The sequence below is a fragment of the Sphingopyxis sp. L1A2A genome, from assembly GCF_005502465.1.
Classification (GTDB): Bacteria; Pseudomonadota; Alphaproteobacteria; order Sphingomonadales; family Sphingomonadaceae; genus Sphingopyxis.
The window spans coordinates 32,881-56,861 of the sequence record NZ_SCOT01000011.1; the positions used below are offsets into that span (position 1 = coordinate 32,881).

At 64.8% G+C, this 23,981-nt stretch carries 23 protein-coding genes; 12 read left to right on the forward strand and 11 right to left on the reverse strand.

Translation table 11 applies throughout. The features are described from left to right. The first annotated feature begins 1 nt into the window (after position 1). From FFS68_RS08875 to FFS68_RS08900, 6 genes are read left to right on the forward strand one after another with little or no spacing between them, the layout of a single operon-like run. Positions 2 to 1,153 carry an acetyl-CoA C-acetyltransferase gene (locus tag FFS68_RS08875; protein WP_137752834.1) on the forward strand — a complete coding sequence of 384 codons (1,152 nt, stop codon included), beginning with the start codon at positions 2 to 4 and terminating at the stop codon, positions 1,151 to 1,153. Between the two features lie 5 nt (positions 1,154 to 1,158). Further along, entirely contained in the window at positions 1,159 to 2,061 is a 903-nt protein-coding gene (locus tag FFS68_RS08880; protein WP_137752835.1) for an SDR family oxidoreductase, read from the forward strand. 1 nt (position 2,062) lies between these two features. Next, positions 2,063 to 3,139 (forward strand): acyl-CoA dehydrogenase family protein, encoded by a 1,077-nt coding sequence (locus FFS68_RS08885; protein ID WP_137752836.1) that lies wholly within the window; start codon positions 2,063 to 2,065, stop codon positions 3,137 to 3,139. Further along, a complete protein-coding gene (locus FFS68_RS08890) occupies positions 3,136 to 4,317 on the forward strand; it encodes an acyl-CoA dehydrogenase family protein (RefSeq protein ID WP_137752837.1) in 1,182 nt (393 codons plus the stop codon). The genes FFS68_RS08885 and FFS68_RS08890 overlap by 4 nt, the downstream gene beginning before the upstream one ends. Before the next feature lie 11 nt (positions 4,318 to 4,328). Further along, on the forward strand, positions 4,329 to 5,111 hold the full coding sequence (locus FFS68_RS08895) for an SDR family oxidoreductase (protein WP_137752838.1): 783 nt from the start codon (positions 4,329 to 4,331) through the stop codon (positions 5,109 to 5,111). Beyond that, positions 5,108 to 5,572 (forward strand): MaoC family dehydratase, encoded by a 465-nt coding sequence (locus FFS68_RS08900; protein WP_137752839.1) that lies wholly within the window; start codon positions 5,108 to 5,110, stop codon positions 5,570 to 5,572. Before FFS68_RS08895 ends, FFS68_RS08900 begins: the two co-directional genes overlap by 4 nt. 165 nt (positions 5,573 to 5,737) lie before the next feature. Here FFS68_RS08900 and FFS68_RS08905 read toward each other — a convergent pair whose 3' ends face one another. Next, positions 5,738 to 7,288 (reverse strand): FadD3 family acyl-CoA ligase, encoded by a 1,551-nt coding sequence (locus FFS68_RS08905; protein ID WP_212742335.1) that lies wholly within the window; start codon positions 7,286 to 7,288, stop codon positions 5,738 to 5,740. Positions 7,289 to 7,513: 225 nt separating this feature from the next. On the opposite strand from FFS68_RS08905, the gene FFS68_RS08910 reads away from it, so the two are divergent. The 5 genes from FFS68_RS08910 to FFS68_RS08930 all read left to right on the forward strand — a co-directional run bounded on the left by FFS68_RS08910 (position 7,514) and on the right by FFS68_RS08930 (position 11,612). Beyond that, positions 7,514 to 8,656 carry a helix-turn-helix transcriptional regulator gene (locus FFS68_RS08910; RefSeq protein WP_137752840.1) on the forward strand — a complete coding sequence of 381 codons (1,143 nt, stop codon included), beginning with the start codon at positions 7,514 to 7,516 and terminating at the stop codon, positions 8,654 to 8,656. Positions 8,657 to 8,804: 148 nt separating this feature from the next. Beyond that, entirely contained in the window at positions 8,805 to 9,794 is a 990-nt protein-coding gene (locus FFS68_RS08915) for a flavin reductase family protein (protein WP_137752841.1), read from the forward strand. A gap of 13 nt (positions 9,795 to 9,807) precedes the next feature. Continuing rightward, positions 9,808 to 10,356, forward strand: coding sequence for a VOC family protein (locus FFS68_RS08920; protein WP_137752842.1), 549 nt, complete (start codon positions 9,808 to 9,810; stop codon positions 10,354 to 10,356). Positions 10,357 to 10,365: 9 nt separating this feature from the next. After that, the gene (locus FFS68_RS08925) at positions 10,366 to 11,079 is read left to right on the forward strand and encodes an EthD domain-containing protein (RefSeq protein WP_137752843.1); all 714 of its coding nucleotides are present in this window, start codon (positions 10,366 to 10,368) and stop codon (positions 11,077 to 11,079) included. Positions 11,080 to 11,105: 26 nt separating this feature from the next. Further along, positions 11,106 to 11,612 (forward strand): SRPBCC domain-containing protein, encoded by a 507-nt coding sequence (locus FFS68_RS08930; protein WP_171003792.1) that lies wholly within the window; start codon positions 11,106 to 11,108, stop codon positions 11,610 to 11,612. An 85-nt stretch (positions 11,613 to 11,697) separates the two neighbouring features. Here the strand turns inward: FFS68_RS08930 and FFS68_RS08935 are convergent, their stop codons facing one another. From FFS68_RS08935 to FFS68_RS08970, 8 genes are all read right to left on the reverse strand, one after another. Further along, on the reverse strand, positions 11,698 to 14,064 hold the full coding sequence (locus FFS68_RS08935; RefSeq protein WP_137752844.1) for a TonB-dependent receptor: 2,367 nt from the start codon (positions 14,062 to 14,064) through the stop codon (positions 11,698 to 11,700). 188 nt (positions 14,065 to 14,252) lie between these two features. Beyond that, positions 14,253 to 14,588, reverse strand: a complete 336-nt coding sequence (locus FFS68_RS08940; protein WP_137752845.1) for a 2Fe-2S iron-sulfur cluster-binding protein — start codon at positions 14,586 to 14,588, stop codon at positions 14,253 to 14,255. After that, the gene (locus tag FFS68_RS08945) at positions 14,588 to 16,006 is read right to left on the reverse strand and encodes a cytochrome P450 (protein ID WP_137752846.1); all 1,419 of its coding nucleotides are present in this window, start codon (positions 16,004 to 16,006) and stop codon (positions 14,588 to 14,590) included. Before FFS68_RS08945 ends, FFS68_RS08940 begins: the two co-directional genes overlap by 1 nt. 99 nt (positions 16,007 to 16,105) lie before the next feature. Beyond that, positions 16,106 to 16,909 carry a helix-turn-helix transcriptional regulator gene (locus FFS68_RS08950; protein ID WP_137752847.1) on the reverse strand — a complete coding sequence of 268 codons (804 nt, stop codon included), beginning with the start codon at positions 16,907 to 16,909 and terminating at the stop codon, positions 16,106 to 16,108. Positions 16,910 to 16,924: 15 nt separating this feature from the next. After that, on the reverse strand, positions 16,925 to 17,557 hold the full coding sequence (locus tag FFS68_RS08955) for a Dabb family protein (RefSeq protein WP_137752848.1): 633 nt from the start codon (positions 17,555 to 17,557) through the stop codon (positions 16,925 to 16,927). Beyond that, positions 17,550 to 17,915, reverse strand: a complete 366-nt coding sequence (locus FFS68_RS08960; protein WP_137752849.1) for a hypothetical protein — start codon at positions 17,913 to 17,915, stop codon at positions 17,550 to 17,552. Before FFS68_RS08960 ends, FFS68_RS08955 begins: the two co-directional genes overlap by 8 nt. Next, positions 17,905 to 18,894, reverse strand: coding sequence for an NADP-dependent oxidoreductase (locus tag FFS68_RS08965; RefSeq protein WP_249340095.1), 990 nt, complete (start codon positions 18,892 to 18,894; stop codon positions 17,905 to 17,907). The genes FFS68_RS08960 and FFS68_RS08965 overlap by 11 nt, the downstream gene beginning before the upstream one ends. A gap of 64 nt (positions 18,895 to 18,958) precedes the next feature. Continuing rightward, positions 18,959 to 21,217, reverse strand: a complete 2,259-nt coding sequence (locus FFS68_RS08970; protein ID WP_137752850.1) for a TonB-dependent receptor — start codon at positions 21,215 to 21,217, stop codon at positions 18,959 to 18,961. 277 nt (positions 21,218 to 21,494) lie between these two features. Here FFS68_RS08970 and FFS68_RS08975 point away from each other — a divergent pair, with 277 nt between their 5' ends. Continuing rightward, the gene (locus tag FFS68_RS08975; protein WP_249340096.1) at positions 21,495 to 22,259 is read left to right on the forward strand and encodes an SDR family NAD(P)-dependent oxidoreductase; all 765 of its coding nucleotides are present in this window, start codon (positions 21,495 to 21,497) and stop codon (positions 22,257 to 22,259) included. A 13-nt stretch (positions 22,260 to 22,272) separates the two neighbouring features. On the opposite strand, the gene FFS68_RS08980 is transcribed toward FFS68_RS08975, so the two are convergent. Further along, positions 22,273 to 22,719: a nuclear transport factor 2 family protein gene (locus FFS68_RS08980; RefSeq protein WP_137752851.1), complete on the reverse strand. Its 447-nt coding sequence runs from the start codon at positions 22,717 to 22,719 to the stop codon at positions 22,273 to 22,275. 3 nt (positions 22,720 to 22,722) lie between these two features. After that, positions 22,723 to 23,895 (reverse strand): sulfotransferase, encoded by a 1,173-nt coding sequence (locus FFS68_RS08985; protein ID WP_249340097.1) that lies wholly within the window; start codon positions 23,893 to 23,895, stop codon positions 22,723 to 22,725. Between the last annotated feature and the right edge of the window lie 86 nt (positions 23,896 to 23,981).

Below are 23,981 nucleotides of genomic sequence, written 5' to 3' on the forward strand. Positions count from 1 at the left end.
AATGGCTGAAGCCTATATCATCGACGCCGTCCGCACCCCGATCGGGCGCAAGAAGGGCAGCCTCGCCGCCGTCCACCCCGCCGATCTCGCCGCGCACCCGATCAAGGCGCTGGTCGAACGCACCGGCATCGACGCGGGTCTCGTCGACGACGTCGTCTGGGGCTGCTGCGACACGATCGGACCGCAGGCGGGCGACATTGGCCGCACCGCGTGGCTGGTCGCGGGGCTTCCCGAACATGTCCCCGGCACGACGATCGACCGCCAGTGCGGCTCGTCGCAGCAGGCGGTGCATTTCGCCGCGCAGGGCGTGATGAGCGGGACGCAGGATCTTGTGGTCGCGGGCGGCAGCCAGGCGATGAATGCGATCCCCATTTCGGCGGCGATGTACGCGGGGCAGGCCTATGGCTTCGACAGCCCCTTCATCGGGGCGAAGGGCTGGGACGCGCGCTACGGCACGCAAGAAATCAACCAGATCAAGTCGGCCGAGATGATCGCCAGTAAATGGCAGATCAGCCGCGCGGCGATGGAGGAATTCGCCACCGAATCGCACCGCCGCGCGCAGGCCGCGATCGACAATGGCTGGTTCAAAAACGAGATCGCGCCGTTCGAGCGCCTCGAACAGGACGAAACCGTCCGCCCCCAAACGACCGCCGAAGGGCTCGCGACGCTGAAGACCGTGAACGAGGGCGGCGTGATCACCGCGGGCATCGCCAGCCAGAATTGCGACGGCGCCGCCGCGCTGCTGATCGCGAGCGAGGGCGCGGTGAAGGTGCATGGCCTGAAACCCCGCGCACGCATCCACCACCTGTCGGTCCGCGCCGACAATCCGGTCTGGATGCTCACCGGCCCGATCCCCGCGACGAAATATGCGCTCGAAAAGGCGGGCATGACGGTGGGCGACATCGACCTGTTCGAATGCAACGAGGCCTTTGCGAGCGTGCCGATGGCGTGGATGCAGGAACTCGGCATCAGCCATGAAAAGGTCAATGTGCAGGGGGGCGCGATCGCGCTCGGTCACCCGATCGGCGCCACCGGCGCGCGGCTGATGACCACGCTGCTCGGCGCGCTCGAACGCACCGGCGGCCGTTATGGCCTCCAGACCATGTGCGAGGGCGGCGGTCAGGCCAACGTCACCATCATCGAAAGGCTTTGAGACCAATGGGCATCTGCGACGCACGGACCGTCATCATCACCGGCGCGGGGCGCGGGCTGGGGCGCTCTTACGCCCTCGCCTTTGCTGCCGAGGGCGCCAATGTTGTCGTCAACGACATCGGCACCAGCCTCGCGGGCGAGGGTCGCGACACCTCAGCAGCGGATAACGTCGTCGCCGAGATCAAGGCCGCGGGCGGCAACGCGGTCGCCAATTATGAGGACATCACCGACTGGGACGCTGCCAAGCGCATCGTCGACGCCGCGGTCGCGGCGTTCGGCGACCTGCATGTCGTCGTCAACAATGCCGGGATCGTCCGCGACCGCATGTTCGTCTCCGCCACGCCCGAAGAATGGGATGCAACGATGCACGTCCATCTGCGCGGCCATTTCTGCGTCAGCCGCCATGCGGTCGATTACTGGCGCGCGCAGCAGAAAGCGGGCAATCCCGTCGACGGCCGTATCATCAACACCACCAGCGGCGCGGGGCTGCAGGGTTCGATCGCGCAGGCGGCCTATTCGACCGCGAAAGGCGGCATCGCCGCGCTGACCCTCGTGCAGGCGGCTGAACTCGGTCGTTATGGCATCACCGCCAACGCCCTCGCCCCCGCGGCGCGCACGCGGATGACCGAGGGCGCCTTTGCCGACAAGATGGCGGCGGTCGAAAGTGGTTTCGACGCGCAAGACCCCGACAATATTGCGCCCACGGTCGTGTGGCTCGGTTCCGGACAGTCGAAACATGTTACGGGCTGCGTCTTCGAACTCGAAGGCGGCCGCATCACAATCGAGGATGGCTGGAGGCTCGGCCCTACCGTCGACAGGCAGGCCAAATGGACGCCCGCCGATGTTGGCCCTGCGGTCGACGAACTGATCGCGGTCCGCAGCGAACCGCGCAAGGTCTGGGGCAGCTAGGATGCATTTCGCCTTCACCGACGAGCAGGGGATGATCGCAGAGACGGCGAAAACATTCTTCGCGGAGAATGCGACGAGCGAGCGCACGCGCACCGCGATGGCCGACACGGGCGTCGACAAGCTGCTTTGGCAGACTTTTGCCGCCGAACTCGGACTCGCCGGCGTCGCGATTCCCGAGGTGTTAGGCGGTGTCGGGCTCGGCATGGTCGAGCTTGCCATCTTGGCTGAGGAAGCGGGGCGGCATACCGCGGCATTGCCCCTGCTCGCCAGCCTCGCGCTTGCCGCCCCCGCGATTCTCGCTGGCGGCAGCGACGAACAGAAAGCACACTTGCTCCCCCGCCTTGCGTCGGGCGAGCTGATTGCAAGCTTCGCGGCTGTGAACAGCGACGGAACGCCCGGTGCCATGTTCAGCGACGGGACGCTCACCGGGGCTGCGCTCCATGTTCCGCACGGTGCCAGCGCAGACCTGTTCGTGGTGGCGACCAACAATGGCGTTGCGATCATCGAACGCGGAGCGCCCGGGCTTGGCATTACCCCGCTGACCAGCATGGATCAGACGCGACCCTATGCGCGGCTCGATTTCGGCGGCGTGGCGGCGGAGGCGCTTGCCAACCCCCGCGAGGCGGCGAACGCGGCCTTCACCACCGGCTGGCTCGCCATCGCCGCCGATGCGCTGGGCGGGGCGCAGGCCTGCCTCGACCACACGGTCGCCTATGCGCAGGAGCGCGTCCAGTTCGGCCGCTCGATCGGCAGTTTCCAGGCGGTCAAGCACCGGCTGGCGGACATGATGATCGCGATCGAACAGGCGCGATCGGCGGTTTATTGGGCCGCGTGCGCGATCGACGAAGAATCGGACGAAGCCCCGTTCGCGGTCCACGCCGCCAAGGCCTTCGCCTGCGACACCTACACCCATTGCGCGGGCGAGATGATCCAGCTCCACGGCGGGATCGGCTTCACCTGGGAGCATGACGCGCATCTCTATTTCAAGCGTGCACGCAGCAACGCAAGCCTGCTCGGTACCCCCGACTGGCACCGCGAACAGGTGGCAGGACTTGCCGGATTGGACGAAGCCGCATGAAGCTCGGATTTTCCCCAGAAGAAGAGGCTTTCCGCGCCGAGGCAGCCGCGTGGCTCAAGTCCGAGTTGGAAGGCGCCTTCGCCGATGTGCGCGGGCTGACCAGCCTGATCGAGATGCCCGAACGCCGCCGCGACTGGGAGCACCGGCTGGGCGAAGCGGGCTGGAGCTGCGTCGGCTGGCCCAAAGCCTATGGCGGCCGCGACGCGACGCTGGCGCAGCAGGTCATCTTTGCCGAGGAATATGCGCGTGCGGGCGCGCCGCCGCGGCTCAACCATATCGGCGTCGAACTCGCCGGCCCGACCATCCTCGCCTTCGGCTCCGAGGAACAGAAGGCGCGCTTCCTCCCCGCGATCGCACGCGGCGAAGAAATCTGGTGCCAGGGATATTCGGAGCCGGGTGCAGGCTCCGACCTTGCCAATGTCCGTACCAAGGCGTGGCGCGAGGGCGATGACTGGGTGATCGAGGGGCAGAAAGTCTGGACCAGCCTCGCGCAATTTTCCGACTGGATTTTCGCGATCGCGCGTACCGAGGATGGCTCGAAAGGGCCCAAGGGGCTCTCCTTCCTGCTCGTCCCCGTCGATCAGCCCGGCGTCACCGTCCGCCCGATCCACCAGATCACCGGCGAGGCCGAGTTCAACGAAACCTTTTTCGACGGCGCGCGCACCCACGCCGCCAATATCCTCGGCGCGCCCGGCGACGGCTGGACGGTCGCGATGGGGCTGCTCGGCTTCGAGCGCGGCGTCTCGACGCTCGCGCAACAAATGGGCTTTCGCAACGAACTCGACGCCGTGATCGCCGCGGCGCGCGCCAATGGCGAGGCGAAAAATCCGCTGATCCGCCAGCGCATCGCCAAGGCCGAGATCGGATTGAAGCTGATGCGTTATGGCGCGCTGCGCATGCTCACCGACGCGGAGGGCGGGCGGCTCAACCCGTCGGCGCTCACTTACAAGATCCAGTGGGCGACATGGCGCCGCGATCTCGGTGAACTCGCGATGGACGTGCTGGGACAAGCGGGCGAGACCGTCGCGGGGCATGAACATGCCTTCCCGGCGCTTCCCAACCTGTTCCTCTACAGCCGCGCCGACACAATTTATGGCGGCACCAACGAGATTCAGCGCAACATCATCGCCGAGCGCGCGCTGGGGCTACCCCGCGAGCCGCGCGGCGACCTCAAATAAAGGAACGAAGCGTGGCACGACCCGCCCCCGACTATCCGACCCCCACCGGCCTGCTGAAGGGCAAGACCGTGCTGATCACCGCCGCCGCGGGCAGCGGCATCGGCGGCGCGGTCGCGCAGCGCGCGGCGGAGGAAGGCGCGGCGCTCTTCCTCTCTGACATGCACGAACGGCGGCTTGGCGAGACCGCGGACCGGATCGAAAGCCTCGGATTCGCGCGTCCGGGGACGCTCGTCTGCGACGTGACCAATGAGGAGCAGGTTCAGGCGCTCGTCGCCGCTGCGATCTCCGGCATGGGCCATATCGATGTGCTCATCAACAATGCCGGTCTCGGCGGCGCAGCTTCGGTGGTCGAGATGACCGACGATCAATGGCACAAGGTGCTCGACGTCACGCTCACCAGCGTCTTCCGGATGACGCGCGCGATCCTGCCGCACATGTACGAGCGCCAGAAGGGCGCGATCGTCAACAACGCCTCGGTCCTCGGCTGGCGCGCGCAGAAGCTGCAGGCGCATTATGCCGCGGCGAAGGCGGGGGTGATGGCTTTCACACGATGCTCGGCGCTCGAAGCCGCCGAGCATGGCGTGCGGATCAATGCGGTCTCGCCCAGCCTTGCGATGCACGCCTCGCTGTCCAAGGTGACCCCGCCCGGGCTGCTTGAGACGCTGACCGAGAAGGAAGCCTTTGGCCGCTATGCCGAAACGTGGGAGGTCGCGAACGTGATGCTCTTCCTCGCCAGCAACCTGTCCTCCTACATGACCGGCGAAGTGCTCGCGGTGTCGAGCCAGCAGGCATGAGCGCGCGCATCTTTGAAGCCCCGATGGAGCTGCTCGCCGCCGTGGGCGAGAGCTTCAAGCCCACCGGATGGGTCGCGATCGAACAGGATCGCATCAACCTGTTCGCGCGGGCCACCGACGATCACCAGTGGATCCACATCGACCCCGCGCGCGCGAAGGACGGCCCGTTCGGTGGCACGATAGCGCACGGCTATCTCATAATGAGCCTCGTCAACCGCTTCCTCCCCGAACTGATCGAGGTGCGCGGCGTTTCGATGGGGATCAACATCGGCACCGACAATCTGCGCTTCCTGAGCCCCGTCCGGGCGGGCGGCCGGATTCGGGGCAAAGGCGAACTGGTCCATGCCGCGGAAGCGAAGGGCGGCGTGCAGGCGGTGGTCCGCGTGACGGTCGAGATCGAAGGCGCCGAGAAGCCGGCTTGTGTCGTCGATACGATCAGCCGCTTTTATCCCGAGAATTGATGCTCTGCGTGCGTAGGGAATAGTCCGATTTGGGGTGGTTACCTGTCATTCGTCATCCCGGACTTGATCCGGGATCCGCCGCGGCGCTGAAGTCATGGATCATGGATCAAGTCCGGAATGCGACGAAAGAGGTGGCAAATCCCGGCTGAAACCGGCCCGAACCCGTTACTCTCGCAGTAAAAATTTCTGCACCTTGCCCGCGGCGTTCATTGGCAGCGCGTCGAGGATTACCACCTGACGCGGGACTTTGTAGTTCGCCATATTCTCGCGGCACCAGGCGATGATCGCTTCGGGCGTCGCGCTCGCGTCGGGGCGCAGGACGACATAGGCCTTGGGCACTTCGCCCAGCCGTTCGTCAGGCACACCGATCACCGCCGACTGCATCACCACGGGGTTGGCCGCGAGCAACCCTTCGATTTCGGCCGGATAGGCGTTGAAGCCGCCGACGATGAAGATGTCCTTGGCGCGGTCGGTGATCTTCACATTGCCGCGGGCGTCCTGCACCGCAATATCGCCAGTACGCAGCCAGCCTTCGCCGTCGATCGCCGCCGCGGTCGCCGCCGGGTCGTTGAAATAGCCACGCATTACATTGGGCCCGCGCACGAGCAATTCGCCGGCCTCGCCCGGCGCCACGACCTCTCCCGCCTCGTCGACAAGCTTGACCTCGATACCGGCGAGCGGGCGGCCCGCGGTGTTCGCGATCGTCGCGGCATCATCGCCGGCGCCGCACATCGTCACGACGCCGCAGGTTTCGGTGAGGCCATAGGCGGTGAGCACGACATTGATGCCGAGTTTGCCGCGCATCTCCTCGATCAGGGTGACCGGCACCGACGCGGCGCCGGTGATCGACACGCGCAGCGAAGAAATGTCATGGTCGCAATAAGGGCCGGCGAGCAGGCTCTGATAGATGGTTGGTGGCCCCGGGAGGAGCGTTACCCTCTCGCGCTCGATCCGTTCGAGCACCCTGTCGGTCTGGAACACGGCGTGAGGAAGCACAGTCGCGCCACGCATCAGCGCGACCAGCCAGCCCGCCTTGTAGCCAAAGCTGTGGAAGAACGGGTTGATAATCAGGAAATTGTCGCCCGGCCCATAGGTCAGCGTTTCGCCATAAGCGAGATATAGGCGGACATTTTGCCCATGCGTGGTCACGGCACCCTTCGGATTGCCCGTGGTGCCCGAGGTGAAGAGAATGTCGCAGACCTGATCCTCGCCCAGCGCATCCATCCGCGCACCGACCGCGGCGTCGGAAAGGGCGGCGCCGCGATCGAGGAAGGTCTGCCAGGCCATACCACCCTTGTCGCCATCGATCAGGACGATTTCGCGCAGATCGGGCAGATCCTCGTCGGCGATCAAGTCCGGATAGGCGGTGCCAAGAAAATCCGAAACGGTGAGCAGCAGCTTGGCACCGCTGGTGCGCAGGATATAGCCTGCTTCGCGCCCCTTCAGCCGCGTGTTGAGCGGTACGATCGCCGCGCCCGCCGCCTGCGCGCCGACCGCAGCAATGATCCAGCCAATCGCGTTGGGCGCCCAGATTGCCACCCGGTCCCCGGCCACGACCCCTGCCGCGATAAAGCCCTTGGCGGCGGCCCGTACCAGCGGTTCGAGATCGCGATAAAAAACCTCGGTCCCGTCCTCGCCCCGGATCGCGACGGCATCGCCATGCGCGCGTACCGCGGCGAAGATTTTATGGGGTATCGTGAACTTGGCTTCGGCCACGGCAGATCGTCTCCTGCGCCGGACATCCATGGAGAAGCGGTCCATTTGCCCGATCGATTTGCTCTTCGCTGCGTTACGCGCAGGCGTCGCGGCGACAACCCCTATTCGGGGGGCGCGCGATTTGCGCACCGCCCCTTGCCGCTCGACCCCGGACAGGTCATTGCTGGATGGAAACCGACTCCCATCGGTACCGGGGGCGGGACGCGAACAGGAAGCGAAGCCGGAATGCGGATCGGAAAACCTCTGGCCGAAGTCGATGAACTGGTGACCTTGCTTTATCGCGGGCCGCTCGAAGCGACGCCGTGGCTGGGTTTCCTCGAAGCGTTGAGCCGGCGGATGCGTTGCGCCAGCGCGGCAATCACCTTGCGGCTCAGCCGGCAGGGCACCCCGCCGCTCATCATCTGGGGGCCGCCTCCCGTGATCGACGAGCGCGAGGCGCGGCGGATTCACGCCGTCCATGCCGAACTCGGCGATCTCGACCCCTTGCGCAACGCACTGACCAAAGCCGGCGACATCTACCGGCTGAGCGAGGTCATTTCGCCCGATAATCTTCGCGGCAATCGCTTCTATCGCGAGATATTGCAGCCCTACGGCATCGAATATCAGCTCGGCATGTATATTTCCGAGCCCGGCGGCTGGGAGGGCAATGTCGGCCTGACCAACGGCCCCGATGAAGCGGATTTCACCGACGACGACAAGGCGGTGCTGCTGGCGCTGCGCCCGCATCTGGAACAGTCGCTCGCGCTCTTCTCGCGCATCCGCCGCGACGAGACCGAGCTGCAGGTGATGATCGACACGCTCGACCGGTTGACGCTCTGCACCTTCATCCTCGATGGCGCGGGGCGCATCCTGCGCACCAACAGCGCCGGTCGCGCGTTGATCAAGTCAAGCACCGCGCTGCGCGCCGCCGACGACCGGCTCGTCCTCGCAAGCAAGGCGGGCAACGCGCAGCTCCAGCAACTGGTCGGCCAGGCGGTCGCGGCGCGCCGCGATGGCGGCAGCTTCGCCGAAGGGTTGCGCGTCGAGGCGGACATAGACCGGCACCTGGGCGTGCTCGTGCGCACGATCGAGACGCCGTCGCGCTACAGCAACGAGGCAGGCCCGGCCGCGGTGGTCTATGTCTCGGGGCTCGACAATAACCAGCCGCTTGAAAGGCTGGTGAGCCAGATCTTCGACCTCACACCGTCCGAAGCGCATCTGGCGGCGCTGCTCGCGACCGGGCTCAGCCTCGCCGAAGCGGCGGCCAAGCTGGAGCTCACCGAAAATACCGTGCGCAGCTATTGCAAGACGATCCTCAGCAAGACCGGGGTCAGCCGCCAGGCCGATCTCGTCCGCCTCATCCTACGCAGCGTCGCGGTTCTCGGCTGACCCGCCCAAAAGGGGATGGCGGCGCCGGTGCCGAAGCCGCAATCCGGGCGTCCTATCTAGTCCAATTGAGCGATGCGCGGTCAGGCCCGGGCGATAGGGTCGATACGTACCAGCCCATCGCACGCGGCCGGATGAGGAGCAAAAGGTCATGGCCGCCAATCCCGATGCCATCGCATTCCGGAGCGCGCTCGGCGCGTTCGCGACCGGGGTCACGATCGTCACGACGCGGAACGCCGCGGGCGAGGATTGCGGGCTGACCGCCAACAGCTTCAACTCCGTCTCACTCGATCCGCCGATGGTGCTGTGGAGCCTCGCGCGCACGTCGCAAAGCATGGCGGCGTTTCAGGGCGCGTCGCATTTCGCGGTGCATATCCTCGCCGCCGATCAGGAGATGCTCTCGAACGGCTTCGCCAAGCGCGGCGCGGACAAGTTCGCCGGCGCCAAAATCGAGCGCGGCGAAGCCGATGTGCCGCTGCTCACCGGCTGCACCGCGCGCTTCCAATGCCGCACCGCCTATCAATATGAAGGCGGCGATCACATCATCTTCGTCGGCGAAGTCATCGCCTTCGACCATGAGGACCGCGCGCCGCTGCTCTTCCATGGCGGCCGCTATGCATTGGCCGCACGCAAGGCCGCGATGCTCACCGCCTGCGAGCCCGGGGCGCAGCCCGCGGGCAGTTTTGGCGAAGATTTCCTCGGCTATCTCCTCGGCCGCGCGCATTTCCAGCTTTATGGACGGATGCAGGAAAGTTTGCGCGATCATCATCTCGACGCCACCGATCACTTCATCCTGAGTGTGCTCGGCATCAACGATGGACGCACCGCCGCCGAGATCGACGGCCTGATCGCCTATACCGGCACGCATATCACCCCCGATCGCATCGCATCGCTCGCGGCGCGCGGCATCGTCCGGAGCGATCCGACCGACCGGCTCTGGCTGACCGAGACCGGCCGACGCGCCCTCATCGAACTCGCCGCCGCCGCCAAGGCGGCCGAGGAAGGCGCGCTGGGCGCCTTTGACGAAAATGAAGCCGCGCTGCTCAAGCATCTGCTCAAGCATGTCATCCGCAGCACCGATCCCGGACTTCCCGATCCCTGGGCGGCGCAGGAGACGCCGCAAGCCACACGCCCAGAATGAAGGAACGCCGAGGATGGAGAGAACACAGACAATCGCGCGCCTTGGCCCGATCGCCCAGATCGCCTGGCTGACCGAGGATCTGGATTGCGCGATCGACCAATGGCGCCTCCTCGCGGGCGTCGGCCCCTGGACTGTCTATCGCAACGTCACGCTCGACGGCGTATTTCGCGGCGCGCCCGCAAGGATCAGGATCGATGTCGGGCTTGCGTACCAAGGCGAGACCCAGATCGAGCTGATCGCCCCGCACGGCACCGGCCCCTCGCCCTATCATGACGCAGATGGCCGCGTGCGCGTCGGCATGCACCATGTCGCCTGGCTGGTGGACGACGTCGCGGTGGCCGCTGAGGATGCCGCCGCCGCGGGCCTCGTTCCCGTCTTCAGTGCCGAGAGCGGCGGCGGCGCAACGCGCGTCGCCTACCTCGAGGCGCCCGACGAACCCGCGATCCTGCTCGAACTGATCGAGGCGACGCCGATGATCCGCGAAGGCTTTGCGGCCGGAACGGCCGCCGCCCGCGACTGGGACGGCAGCAATCCCGTTACCGTTTTCGACTTCGCAGCCTGAGGGAGCAGCATGGAAAAGATCATTTACGCCCTGTGGAAAGACAGCGCGGAGGACGGCGCGCGCTTTACCGCGCGGCTGCTGGGTGAGATCGCGCCGCGGCTGGATGGACTGGCGCACGCGGTGCGCATCAATGTCCAGGATGACAGCGTCGCGGCCGGCACCTCACCGCGCATGGCCTCGACCCTTCCGCAGATGGATGCCGTGGTCCAGCTCTGGCTGCCGAGCGCGAACGACCCCGAGCGTGCCGCCGTCGATGCGATCATCGCGGAGGCCGCGCCGCGCCATGCCGCGTGGCTGGCGAGTGAATCCACCATTATCGCGAACACGCTGGATCCGCCGACGCCCGGTGCGCGCACCGAGGGCTTTTCGCAGATCGTCTTTCTGGGCCTGCCGCCGCGGCTGAGCTGGGACGCCTGGCGTGACGCCTGGCAGCGCCAGCATTCGGCGGTCGCGGTCGATACGCAAAGCAACTTTGAATATGTCCAGAATCTGATCGTGCGGCCGCTGAGCTATGGCGCGCCCGCCTATGTCGCGATGGTGGAGGAATGTTTCCCCGCCGCCGCGCTGACCGATGAGGCGGTGTATTTCGACGCGGTGGGCGACACCGCGCGGCTGGCGGAGAACCAGCGGCTGATGATGGAAAGCTGCGCGCGCTTCATCGATTTCGACCGGATCGACTGCATCCCGACCAGCCAGTTCGATATTCGGCCGTTCGCCCGCTAAAGCCCCGCAAACCGAAAGGATATGTCGTGCGTAATAAGGATGAATCGCTGACCTATCTCGATCCCGACGCCATCGTCCGCTCGGAGCGCGTCGAGATCGACGCCCCCGCCGCGGTGGTATGGGAGATATTGGTCGATCTTCCGCGCTATGGCGAATGGAACCCCTTCTGCATCGCCGCGGAATCGACGCTCGCGATGGGCGCGGCGGTCAACATGACGCTGAAAAGCTATATCGAACCCGATACGGCCTTTCCCAATTGCGAATATGTCTGCGCATTCGAGCCCGAACGGCTGCTGTCATGGGAGCTTCCGCATGACGAAGCCTGGCCCTATCCGGCGCGTCGCGATCAGGTCATCGAGGCGCGGGGCGACAGTGCCTGCGCCTATCATTCGACCGATGCCTTTCTGGGGCCCAACGGCATTCATGTGATGCGTTTCGCCGGCCCCTGGGTGAAGCGCGCTTTCGATGACACCGCCCATGCGCTCAAGGCACGCGCCGAAGCGATGTATCAGGCCCGCAAAACCGCGGAATAATCCCCGACCTGACCTTGGCCAAAAGCAAAGCCGGGCGCCGCCCATCGGCGACCCCCGGCCTCACCATTATATTGCTGGCGAGCTTCTAGAATTTGAAGCCCAGCTCGACGCCATAGCTGCGCGGATCGCCGTACATGACGCCGGCGAAACCAAGCGAACCGAAGTCGATCCCCGAGAGCGCATAATCTTCCTTGGTCAGATTCTTGCCCCACAGCGCGATCGATGCCCTGGCACCGCCGACCGCAATATCGGCGATCGAGAGCCGCGCGCTCAGCAGCCCGACCCCACCGTCGGAAATCTCCTCGTTGAACGGGTTGACGGGGTGCCAATAGACCTTGCTGCGATAGCTCCAGTCGGCGCGCGCGATGAGCTTGCCGAAATTGCCGAGCTCGGTTTCATATTGCGCGCCGACATTGGCGGTCGTCGCGGCCGAATATTGGAACTTGGCGAAGTCCGAAATATCGGTTGCGACACCGGTCATGGGGTCGACGAAGGTGAACCTTTTATATTTGCGGTCGGTATAGCCGAACGACGCATCGACGGTGAGCCCATCGATGATCTGCGCCTGAAGCTCGGCTTCGATGCCGGTGTAGGTGGCCTTCGCGGCGTTGACCGTCGTGCTGGCCGCGCCGCCGGTGCCGGCGAGGAACTGCTGCACCTGCAGGTCGTCATAGATCGCGTGGAAAGCGGCGACGTTGAAGCGCACGCGGCGATCGAACAGCTCGCTCTTGAACCCGATTTCATAGGACACAAGATCCTCGGGGTTGAAGCCATTGTTATCCGCGGCCCGCGCGTTGAAACCGCCCGCCTTGTAACCCGTGCTCACCCGGGCATAGGTCATGATGTCGTCGCTCCAGTCATAGGAGACGTTGGCAAGCCAGTTCAGGCGATTGAACTTGCGCGTCAGGTCGCGCGGCGCGGTCGGTGCCGGCGCCGACTGGATAAGATGTTTCTTGTCCTCGGTATAGCGAATGCCGCCGGTGATGCTTAGCCGGCTGTCGAGCGCCGCCGGTTTCCAGGTAAGCTGGCTGAACGCCGCGACCGACCGCGAGATGTGGCGATAGGACAGCAAGGTATCGAGGTTGACGCCAAAGCTGTTCAGGTTGACCCCCGGCGCGATCGGGATCGGCACCGGCGAAGGCAGGACCAGCGTGAAGCCCTGCGGATTCACCTCGGTCGCGCGCTCGCGGAAATAATAGGCGCCGAGGACATAGTCGAACTCGTCGCCGATCGAGCCGATCAGGTTGAATTCTTGGCTGAACTGCTTTTGATGCCGCTCATTGCTGGTGTGGAACAGGTCGACCGGGCCGATGCCCTGCGGGATGAAGGCATTGGGCGGCGCCAGGATCGCGGGGCTGACGAGGAAACCGACGAGCCCGCCATTGCCGTCGAGATCCGAGCTTTCGCTCACATTGTCCCATTTGCGATAACCGGTGATCGAGCGCAGCGTCGCGTCGCCGATCTCGAGGTTGAGGGTCAGCGAATGCCCCTGCACCTTGTCATGGGCATTGCCGTCGCGGTCGAGCCGGATCTGCGAAAGCCTGTCCGGCGAAAACTGCGGCGCCGCCCCGCCGAACGCGGGCGAGAAGCTCAGATATTGCAGGATGTCGGGGCGGATCGCCCGCAACTGAAAGGCATTGGCGCGGCCGTTCCGGTCGCTGGAGTCAAAGACATAGTCGGCGGTGAAGCCCGTGCCCTTGTCAAAGCGCACCGCGGCGCGAACGGCGTCGGTGTTGCGCGCGCCCGGATCGCGCTTGTCGGAGGGTTCGAGCAGATTGTCGACGGTGCCGTTGCGCTGGCTGTGGTAATAGCCGAGCTTCAGCGCCAGACCGGTGTCGCCCAGTTCGCCGGTGTCGATCAGCGCCTTCACCATATATTCGTTGAAGCTGCCATAGCCGACTTGCAGGCGGCCGCCGAAATCCTTCGACGGCTTGGCCGAGATCAGGTTGACCGCACCGCCCGTCGTGTTGCGGCCATAGAGCGTGCCCTGCGGTCCGCGCAGGATTTCGACGCGCTCGAGGTCCATCATGTCAAACAGCGCGCCCGCCGAACGGCCGACGATGACGCCATCGACATAAAGCCCCACCGCGGGATCGGCGGTCAGGATCGGGTCGTTGTCGACGATGCCGCGGATCGAAATCGACGGGTTGGCCGTCGCCGACGGCGTTTCGGTGATGATAAGGTTGGGGGCCGCGCTGCCCAGCGCGGCGACGCTGGTGATGCCGCGCTGCTCGATCATTTCGGCGTTGATCGCACTAATCGCGAGCGGCGTGTCCTGCAGGCTTTCCGAACGTTTCTGCGCCGTGACGATGATTTCGGTCAGTCCCTCGGACGCACTATCCTCGGCCTGCGGCGCCGGTTCGGCCTGCTGCGCTTGCGCGGCATTGGCGATCCAAGGCGCCATCAATGCGATAGCGGCAAGCTGCGTGCGATGATGTGTGCGTAGCTTCATCAGTCCCGTCCCTCCATTTTATCGATTACGGCGTATTATGTGCCGTTTTCTGGTCAAATATCACGCCTTGCGTATTATGTGCAATATATAACTACGCAAGAAGGCAATCCAACACCCCCTTTTGGTGGTTTGCCCAGGGCCAAAAAAAGGGGCGGCAAAAGCCGCCCCAGTTTCCGCCCCTAACCCATTTAAATCCCGGGCTGCTCCTTCGGGATATGAATCCTCAGCCCATCCAGTTCTTCGGTGATATGGATCTGGCAACTCAACCGGCTGCCCGGTGTGACGTCGATAAAGTCGGCCAGCGCATCGAGCATGACGGCCTCATCCTCACCTGGCGGCCCGACTCGCTCGACCCAGGCATCGTCGACATAGACATGGCAGGTGCCGCACTGGCGGACGCCGCCGCACAGGGCATCGATCCCGTCGATCAGATTGCCGATGGCAAGGTGCATGACCGCCATGCCCTCGAAGTTGGTGCAGGTTTTTTCGCTCCCGTCGGGCTGGACATAGGTCACGCGGGCCATCAGTTTTTACCCTTCGCGTGCATCGGACAGCCCGCGGCACTGGCAAGCGCATCGAGATCGGCGGCCGAACGGGCGGCGATGGTTCGCCGGTTGTACCGCACCCGGCACGGCTGTTCGGGCCAATAGGTGCCCGCTCCGGCGATCGGGCGCGGCGTGTCGATCAATTCCATGTCGTAGCGCTGGAGCAGGATAGCGATCAGCGCCTTCATCTCCATCCGCGCGAAATTGACCCCGGCACAGCGGTGCATGCCGCCGCCAAAGCCGATCAGGCTGTTCGATTCGACCTTGCTGTCCGCGCGTTCGGTGTTGAACCGCTCGGGGTCATAGTCGTCGGGCCGGTCGAAAATTTCGCTCATCCGGTGGCTGACCGAGGGCGCGAGCAAGATCCAGTCGCCTTCGCGAACCTGATAGCCGTCGCGCTCGAAGTCGGCGGCCGCCTTGCGGATCATCGTGAAGGCCACCGGGTGCAGCCGCTCGGTCTCGCGGAGCGCGAGATCCATCTTCTGCATCGCGATCGCCTGTTCCCAGCTGAGATCGGCGCCCGAGGCCGAACCCAATATGGCGGCGATCTCGCCCCGCAGCACATCCTGATATTCGCGGTTCTGGAGGATGTCGATCATCGCCCAGCTGACCTGCCCCGCCGTCGTTTCATGCCCCGCCCAGACGAGCAGCAGGATCATGTGGATGATCAGCTCGTCGGGGATCGGGCGGCCGTCGGGATAGGTCGACGCGACCATGTCCTGGAAAAAGTCCGCCGGCTCGATCGGGTTTGCACGCCGCTGCCTGATCCAGTCGCCGAGGATCTGGTGGAGTTTTTTCTTGGCGGCCTGGCTGCGGCGCATTTTCTTCGTCGGGAGCCAGAGCGGCAGGACGAATTCCATCCCGCCCGAAAAGTCGCGGAACAGCTCGAAAAATTCATGGCCCAGCTTCTGCTTGAAATCGCGCCCCATGAAACTGTGCGCCGCGATATCCATGACCACCGGCCCAAGGGTCGAGATGAGATCGAATTCGCCGCAGTCGCCGAGGCGGTGACAGAGCGCCATCGTCTCTTCGGCCATCACCGGCACATATTGCTTCATCGCCGACGCCTTGAAGCGCGGCATGATGACGGCGCGCTGGTTCAGATACTCCTCCATTTCGGCGAAGGAGTAGAAATTGGGCGAAAACATCTTGTGGAAGAAAGGCATCGATTCGCGGATCGACAGCAGTTTGTCGGTTTCCTGAAAGACGAAGCGATTGTTATCGGGTCCGAGCATCACGACCATGTTCCGTCCGCCCATGCGGAAGGAATAGATCGGGCCATGTTCCTGATAGCCCCGGCGCAGCAATCCGACCGGATCCTTGAAGAAGTCCGTCAGGTGACCAAGGAACGGGACGCCGCCGCGCATCGCGGGCGGCTGCATGGCGATTGCCGACATCGAATTTCTCCCTCTCGCGCCGACATCGGGGCCGGCTTGCGATCGGGTATCGCGCCAACGCGCGGCATCGCCGAGAGGGTCGCATGATTGTAGCGAATTTTAATCCTTCAAGGATCGTATTTCGCGACTTTCGGGACCGAACGCGCCCGCGGTGACGTCGCGCGCGACCATCGGCAACGGGATCGGGGTCGATGCGATCAGCAAGCCGATGTTGGTCTTCACCGCGGGCGGCAGCAAGGCATCGCGCGCGATCAGATCGCGGACTTCGCGAAACAGGCTGGCGAGCCGACGTTCGAGCAGGATGCGCGAGGCATCGGACAGCTCGCCGATCTCGAACTCCCAGATCGAGCCCTTGGCCGAGAAATCATATTGGAGAAACTCCTCCTTCACCCGCCGGTCGAAGAAACGCCGCATCGGCCCGCCGCGGCGCCAGCTGATGCTGCGCGCCGTCATGAGGCGCATGACGTTGCCGGGAAGCAGCTGGATCAATCCGATGCGTTCGAGCTTCATCAGCGCCGGGATCAGCAAGGTCTGGTCGATCGCATAGTCGCGCTCGATCCGTTCGACGGTCCAGCCGTCGGTCGCGAGGTGAAAGCAGAACAGCGCAAGCGGATCGTCGACCAGCGCCTGTTCCTGCGCATCGGTCAGCGTCGTAGGCATCGCGGGCCGCATGTCGCCCGCCATCCGCGCGAGCGCGAGAAAATCGACGCCGACGAGTTCACAAATCTCGTCGATCCGCGCGAGGGTGAAGCTGCGCTGCGCAAAGATGCGCCGCACGCTCGCATGGCTGATGCCGAGCGCGCCCGCGACATCGGCATAGGTCATCCCGCGCTCCTTCAGCACACGCTTCAGCGCCTCGACCAGATAGACGCTTTGCGTGAGCGGGGGCGCGGGTGCCGTCATCGGCTGCTTATCACGCTAAAGGATCGATGCCTCAAGCGCGCAGAAACTGTGACAGAGCCGCGCATCGACGATCCGGTCGGGGCATTCGGGATCGAACCAGCGATCGATCCGCGCCCAATGATAGGGATGCATCATATAGGGCCCCATCAACCCGCTGGCATCGGCATATTCCTGTTCCCAGATATGCGTCCAGCGGCGCGCGCCGACCGCTTTGTCGGCGCGGCTCAGCTGCCAGTTGCGGATTGCCGGGATATAGTGCGGCATCATCCGCGTTTCTCCCTCGAAACGCGCGACGACAACCGGGTCGGCGCCTTCATCGACGCTGAGCAACAGCACGCGATAGACACCGTTCGCAAGCCCGGGATCAGACCGACCGCCCAATCCGCTTTGATAGGCAACGCCATCGACCGAAACGACCGCCGGGGTGGTAAGCAGCGGCGCCAGCGCCGCGTCGAAATCGGCGCGCTGCACCGCGTCGTCGAATGCAAAATGGGCGAGGAGGTCGCCGCCGAAATGGCTCCCCACCAGCGTCGGGGCGACCAGCTGGCGATAGGCGGCGTGCGCCGTAGCCAGCGCGTGTATCTCATCGGCCAACGCCGCAACACCCGCGGGATCGGCGACGGTGACAAGCCGGGTCAGCTTATACATCGCAGAGCCTTTCGATATCGGCAGGGGCCGAAGCGAAAAAGCGCCGCCGGCTGACCGCCCGCGGATCGACATCGGCCCACCAGGCCGCGACATCGGGGTCGTTGCCGCCGACGAAGCGCATCTGCCACCATGCCCCCGCATCGGCGAGCGACCAGCGAAAGACGAGGGTGTTCGACTGATCGTCGAGCCACATCGGCGGGCTCACCAATATCTGTTCGAGCGTCATGCCGCGCGCCCGCGCGCCGGGCGCATAGCGCGCCAGATAATCGCCGAGCAGCGCCTTGCCCTCGCCCGGCTTCGCGACAATCTCGTCGATCGCATGGACCATCGGCGCAGCCGCCGTGTCATCAGTCGTCATGGGGCGCTACCTCCAGGATGATCTTGCCGCGGACATGCTGTCCTTCGATGCGGCGATGCGCCTCGGCTGCTTCGCCGAGCGGCAGGATCTCGATCGCGGGCGGCTTCACCCCGCCCGCGGCGCATAAGGCCGCCAGTTCCGTCAGATGCTGCGGCAGGCGCATGACGGCGGTCATGTTGGACAGGATGCTCACGCCGTTCGCCGCGGCACGCGCGACCTCATCGGCGCTCGCCTGCGACACCAGCGTTGCAATCTCGACATAGCGGCCACCCGGCGCGACGATATCGACCGCGGATGGCAGCAGGCTGTCGAGTCCGACCGCATCGAGAACAAGATCGACGCCGCCGGGCGCCCATTGGCGTACCGCCTCTGCGACATCGCCAGCGCGATAGTCGATCGCGTGGTCGGCGCCGAAACCCCTGACATAGGCCATATTGTCCGGGCCGCAGGTCGCCGCGACGCGCGCACCAAGCGCGTGCGCGATCTGGATGCAGATGCTGCCGACGCCGCCCGCGCCGCCGTTGATGAGCACGGTCTGCCCTGCCGACAATCCGCCGACGTCGACAAGCCCGCCATAGGCCGTCGTCCCTGCGACCGGCAGCGCGGCAGCCTGTGCAAAACGCCAGCCCTGCGGCAGCGCGGCGACAAAAGCCGCGTCGGCGATGCAATATTCGGCATAGGAGCCATCGCGTCCTTGCCCCTGTTTGGACATGCCGAAGACACGGTCGCCGGGACCAAACGCGTCGACGCCCTCGCCGACCGCCTCGACAATGCCGGCGAAGTCGAAACCGAGCACGAACGGAAAGTGATAGTCGATGTAGGCTGACAGCTTGCCGACGCGCGTTTTCCAGTCGGCGGGGTTGACCCCGGCGCAGATGACCCGGACCAGCACCTCACCCGCGCCGGCTTCGGGTGTGGGCAGATCGCCCCAGACAAGCTGGTCGGGACCGCCGAACCCGTTGATCACCATCGCTCGCATGCCATTCCCCTTATCGATCGATGGCAAAGGGTCCGGCCGCGCCATGCGGCCGCCCCCTGCCCCGTCAGCGCCGGAAGCTGAGTGTTGCCCAGTAGCGGCGTGGTTCATTAAAATAGCCCTCCACAAAGCCGAAGCTGGTCGAGGCGTCATAGCCCGCGGTCAGCACGCGCTTGTCGGTCAGATTGTCGACCGCGAGGCGAAGCGACAGCCCCCTGGCGGGCAGCGTGAATTCGGCGCTGGCGTTCAGGATCGCATGATCGGGCGCGCGCATCAGCGGCGAATTTTCGACATCGATCCAGGTGAGGCTGCGGTAGGCGGCGTCGAGGCGGAAGCTCGCATCGACGCTGTCCGACAGCGCGACCGAATAGACGATGCTGCCGCTCGCGGTGAGGTCGGGCGCCTGCTTCGGATTGCGGAAGCTGACATCGGTCGGAACGCCGCCGATCACCGAGGTATAGCGCAGATATTTCGCATCGAGATAGCCGAACGAACCGCTCAGTCGCAGCTCGCGCGAGACGCGAACGTCACCCTCCAGCTCGATCCCCTGAATCCGCGACTTGCCGGCATTGTCGGTGCGCACCACGATCAGACCGGTGTTCGGGCTGACCGTCGAGATGAGCAGTTGCTGATCCTTGTAATCGTTGCGGAAGGCCGAGAGGTTCAGCGTGACAAGCCCGCCGAGCGTCGTCTTGAGCCCCGCCTCATAGGCGGTCAGATATTCGGGATCATAGGACCCGATTTCCTCGACCGAGGTCGGCCGTCCGTTGAAGCCGCCGCTGCGGAACCCCCGCGACCAGGAGACATAGCCGAGAATATCGGGGGTGAATTTATACGAGAGCGAAGCGCGCGGCGTGAACGCCTTCCAGTCCTCGCTCAGCCGGTACGAGGGCATGCCCGAAAGCAGCGGCTGCTGGCTGTAGATCCGCATCGCGGCCTGATCCCAGACCTTCTTTTCCCAAGTGTAGCGCGCGCCGAGTTCGAGCGTCAGCGCATCGGTGACGTCGAAGGTGGCGTTGCCGAACAGCGCATAATTGGTCGTCTTCTGCCGATTGGCGAAGTCGATGTTGAAATCGAGCGCGGTGGCGAGCGCGGGGTCGAAGCCCGCCGCGATCAGGCGCGGATAAAGTCCGTCGGCAACGTAGAGCGTGGTGTCGTCGCGCGACTTTTCGCGGAAATAATAGGCGCCGAGCAACAGCGAGCCGCGATCGAACAGGCTGGTCGCATATTGCAGTTCCTGCGAGATCTGGCGCGCACTCTCGTCGTGGATGTCGCCCGCATAATTGACCGCCGCCGAGGCATCGCCATCGCGCCCGAAGATCGCATGGACCCAGCGATAGGCGCTGATCGACTTCAACGTGCCGCCGCCCAGATCGGCCGAAAGCGTCAGCGTCGCATTGGCGGCATCGGTCTCGTCGCGGTTGAGGAAATCACTGGTGTCGGTGCGGTTGATGCTGCCGGGCGCGGTGCAGCACGGCGCAATGAAGGCCGATTGCAGTCCCGAGAAGAAAGTCGGGGTAAAGGATAGCATGCTGTGCGGCGTGCTGTTCTGGCGGCGGCGCAGCCCGTCGACGGTCAGCACCGCATCGATCGGCGACGCACCATAATGCAGCGTCAGCCGGCCCGCCTGAACATTGCGATTGCCCAGATTCTTGCCCGAGGGGACTTTCTGCCAGCCCTCGCCCCATTCGCCCAGCGCGGCGACCCCGATCGCGAGATTGTCCGAAAGCCCTGCCTCGACATTGGCGCGTAGCCGGAGATCGTTGAACGAGCCATAGCGGATGTCGCCTTCGATCCGGTTACCCCTCGGCACACGCGAGACGACGCTGATCGCGCCGCCGATCGTATTCTTGCCGAACAGCGACCCCTGCGGCCCGCGCAGCACTTCGATCCGGTCGATGCCCAGAAGCTCGGTGGTCGCGCCAAAGCTGCGCGCGACATAGACGCCGTCGATATAGAGCGCGACCGCGGGATCGGAGGTGATGATGAAGTCATTCTCGCCGACGCCGCGGATGAACGCCGAAACGCCGCCGCTGTTGCCGCCCTGCCCCGGCGTGAACTGAAGGTTGGGCGCGACCTGGCCGACGTCGGTGACGCCGTCAAAGCCGCGCGAGTCAAGCTGCGCGCCGCCGATCGCGGTGATCGCGATGGGTACGTCCTGCAGCTTTTCCTCGCGCCGGCGCGCGGTGACGACGATCTCGGTGGAGTCGTCTTCGTTCGCCGCGTCCTCGGCGGCGGGCGCCTGCTCCTGCGCAAAAAGCGGCTGCGCAGTGGCAAGCGCCACCAGCGCAACCGAAGCACGCGCGAAATACCTGTAATTTTTCATCTTTGCCCCTCCGCGACCCGGATCATCTCCGCGATGATGCCCATATTATGCATGACAAATGACATCGAATAAAACGCATTTCAACATCAAATAGAATTTTCACTTATGTCATGCGCTTACCAAAGGCAGAGTTTTATCGCACGTCGTCGATTTTCGCGGACCTCCCTGCGGCATTTTTCGCAAGCATGGGGCGCCCGTTCCTCGTCCAATTGGATCAATTCGCCTGACCGTGCCGGTGCTACGAAATCGGGCAACGACGGATGGAGAGAGGATCGAGATGGGCATGTTCGAAGGCAAGGTCGCGCTGGTAACCGGCGGCGCTTCGGGAATCGGCGTCGCGGCGGCGTTCCGCTTTGCCGACGAGGGGGCCGCGGTCGTGGTCGCCGACATCAACGAAGCCGGCGCCGAGGTGATCGCCGACGCGATCCGCGCCAAAGGCGGTCGCGCGCGCGCCATCCGCTGCGATGTCGCCAGCGCCGCGGACAATGACGCGATGGTCGCTGCGGCAAAGCAGGATTTCGGTCGGCTCGACGCCGCCTTCCTGAACGCCGGTGCCTATGCGCAGACCGGTTTCGAAGAGTCCGACGCCGCGATCCTCGACACTATGGTCGCGATCAACCTCAAGGGTGCCTGGCTGGGGCTGCAATCGGTGCTGCCCGCGCTCGAACGTGAAGGTGCGGCGGTGGTAACGGCATCGACCTCGGGCGTCATCGGGTTGAATGTGGCGGCCGCCTATAGCGCCGCCAAACATGGTGTGATCGGGCTGGTGCGATCGACGTCACAGAGTTTTGCGGCGCGCGGTCTGCGCGTCAACGCGATCTGCCCCGGGCCGGTCGCGACCGCGATCCTGGGCGTGGCCGAGCAGGCCCCGATCCAGCCGGCCGACACGCTCGCGCTTCCCGATTATGGCGGCGTGCTGCTGCCCCAGCATATCGCAGAGGTCGCGCTGTTCCTTGCAAGTCCGCGCTCGGGCGGAATCAACGGGCAGTCGCATATCGTCGATGCGGGCTATCTGGCCAGCTATCCGCCGATGCCGCAATGAGCCGGAGGGCGCGTCAGTCGCGCACGACGCGGATGCGGCTGAGCCGGGTCCTGGCGATCAGCCAGCGCCCGCGCGCCTTGCGATAGCAATCATGATAATGTCCGAAACCGTGGCGCGAGCGACCGGCAAGATCGCTTCCCTCGCCCGCCCAGAAATGGTCGTCCATCGCCCAGATGCCCTCGGCATCGCGTGCGCCGGTGAAGCGGATTTCAAAGCTGTGGACATGATGCACCGTCGTGGCATTTTCGAGCGCGGCGGCAACCCCGGCGACAAAGGCCTCGGCACCGGTGGTCAGCAGTTTTTCATCGGCCTCACCCGGCATTTCGCGAAAGTCGCCGACCATGTCGTCGGTGAGCAGGCTGCGCAGCAGCGCCCAGTCCTTGGTGTCGAGCGCGCGCACGTAGCGCGCCTTGAGCAGCCGGATCTCCTCGATCGCAGCAAGATTGACAGCTTCTGTCACGATTTATTTCCTCTCCAGGAAGGCAGCTCGATAGGCCGCGAAACGCTGTTCTACATCGGAGCGGACCAAGCAGAAATCCTCAAGCGCATATTTGTGCGGCGCGCGATCCTCGCGCTTGTTGGCATCGATCCACTCGGCCATGCCCGCGCGCACCGCGTCGGTGACATCGACCCCCGCGGCCTCGAGCACGCGCACGCCCTCGCCGATCGGATCGCTGAGCAGATCGGCGTAGCGAACGTCGATGAAATTCTGCCCCGCGACCTGTCCGCGCACCGCCATGAAACGGTCGAGCAACTCGGCGAGCCGCGGCACCCAGAAGGCGGCAACGCTCGCCCGATCGACGCTGTCCGACACCATCCGGTAAAGGCTGTGCTCCATGCTGCAATAGCTCGGCACCGTCGCGACCGGGTCGCGGTGCGTCATCACGATCTTCGCCTCGGGGAATATCTCGATCACCGCGTCGAGCGCGAGCAGATGACCGGGGGTCTTGAGCACCCATTTCGCCCCCGCGCGGCTCTGGTCCTGCCATTGCAGCGACTGGAGAATCTGCTTGAGGTCGCGATAGCATTGGATGCCGTCGTTTTCGGTCAGCCAGCGCGCATAGCCCGGAACATGGTAAGTCCCCTCGATCATCGTGCTCGAATAGAGCTGGCCGAGGATGATCAGCTCCTCGTCGGGCTGGTCGATACTCATCGGATGGATCGACATCAGATCGGGGATCGTCCTGAGCATATAGTCGAGAAAGCCGCGCGCCGCCGCGCGCCGCGGCTCGGGATCGCCGCGCGCCTCGCCCGGGAAGGGTGCATAATTCTGCGTCTCGAACCAGCGGGTACCGGTCATCCCCGGCGCCGAGGCCAGCATGCGGTGCAGCATCGTGCTCCCGGTGCGCGGGAGGCCGACGACGACCGCCGCGACCTCGACGGTCTCGTCGAGAATTTCGGGATGCTGCTTGATCAGGTCGACATGCCGCAGGCGGTTGACGAGGCCGTTGACGATCATCGCCGCGGCGCTCGCAACCCCCGCCTCGCTGAGCCGGGCTTCGGTATTGAGCGCCGGGATCAGCGCGTCGATATTGGCGAAGAACCAGGTGTCGCCGAAATCCGAAAGCCCCGTCTGCTCGCACGCGCGCGCCACCAGCACGTCGCGATCCGGCACCTGGCCAATTGCCTCTTTCACAGCCCATCCTCTCTGCATCATGATAGTAATTTTATATATGTCATACGATATTCGTATTCACATATGCTATCATCTACGCAGAAAGA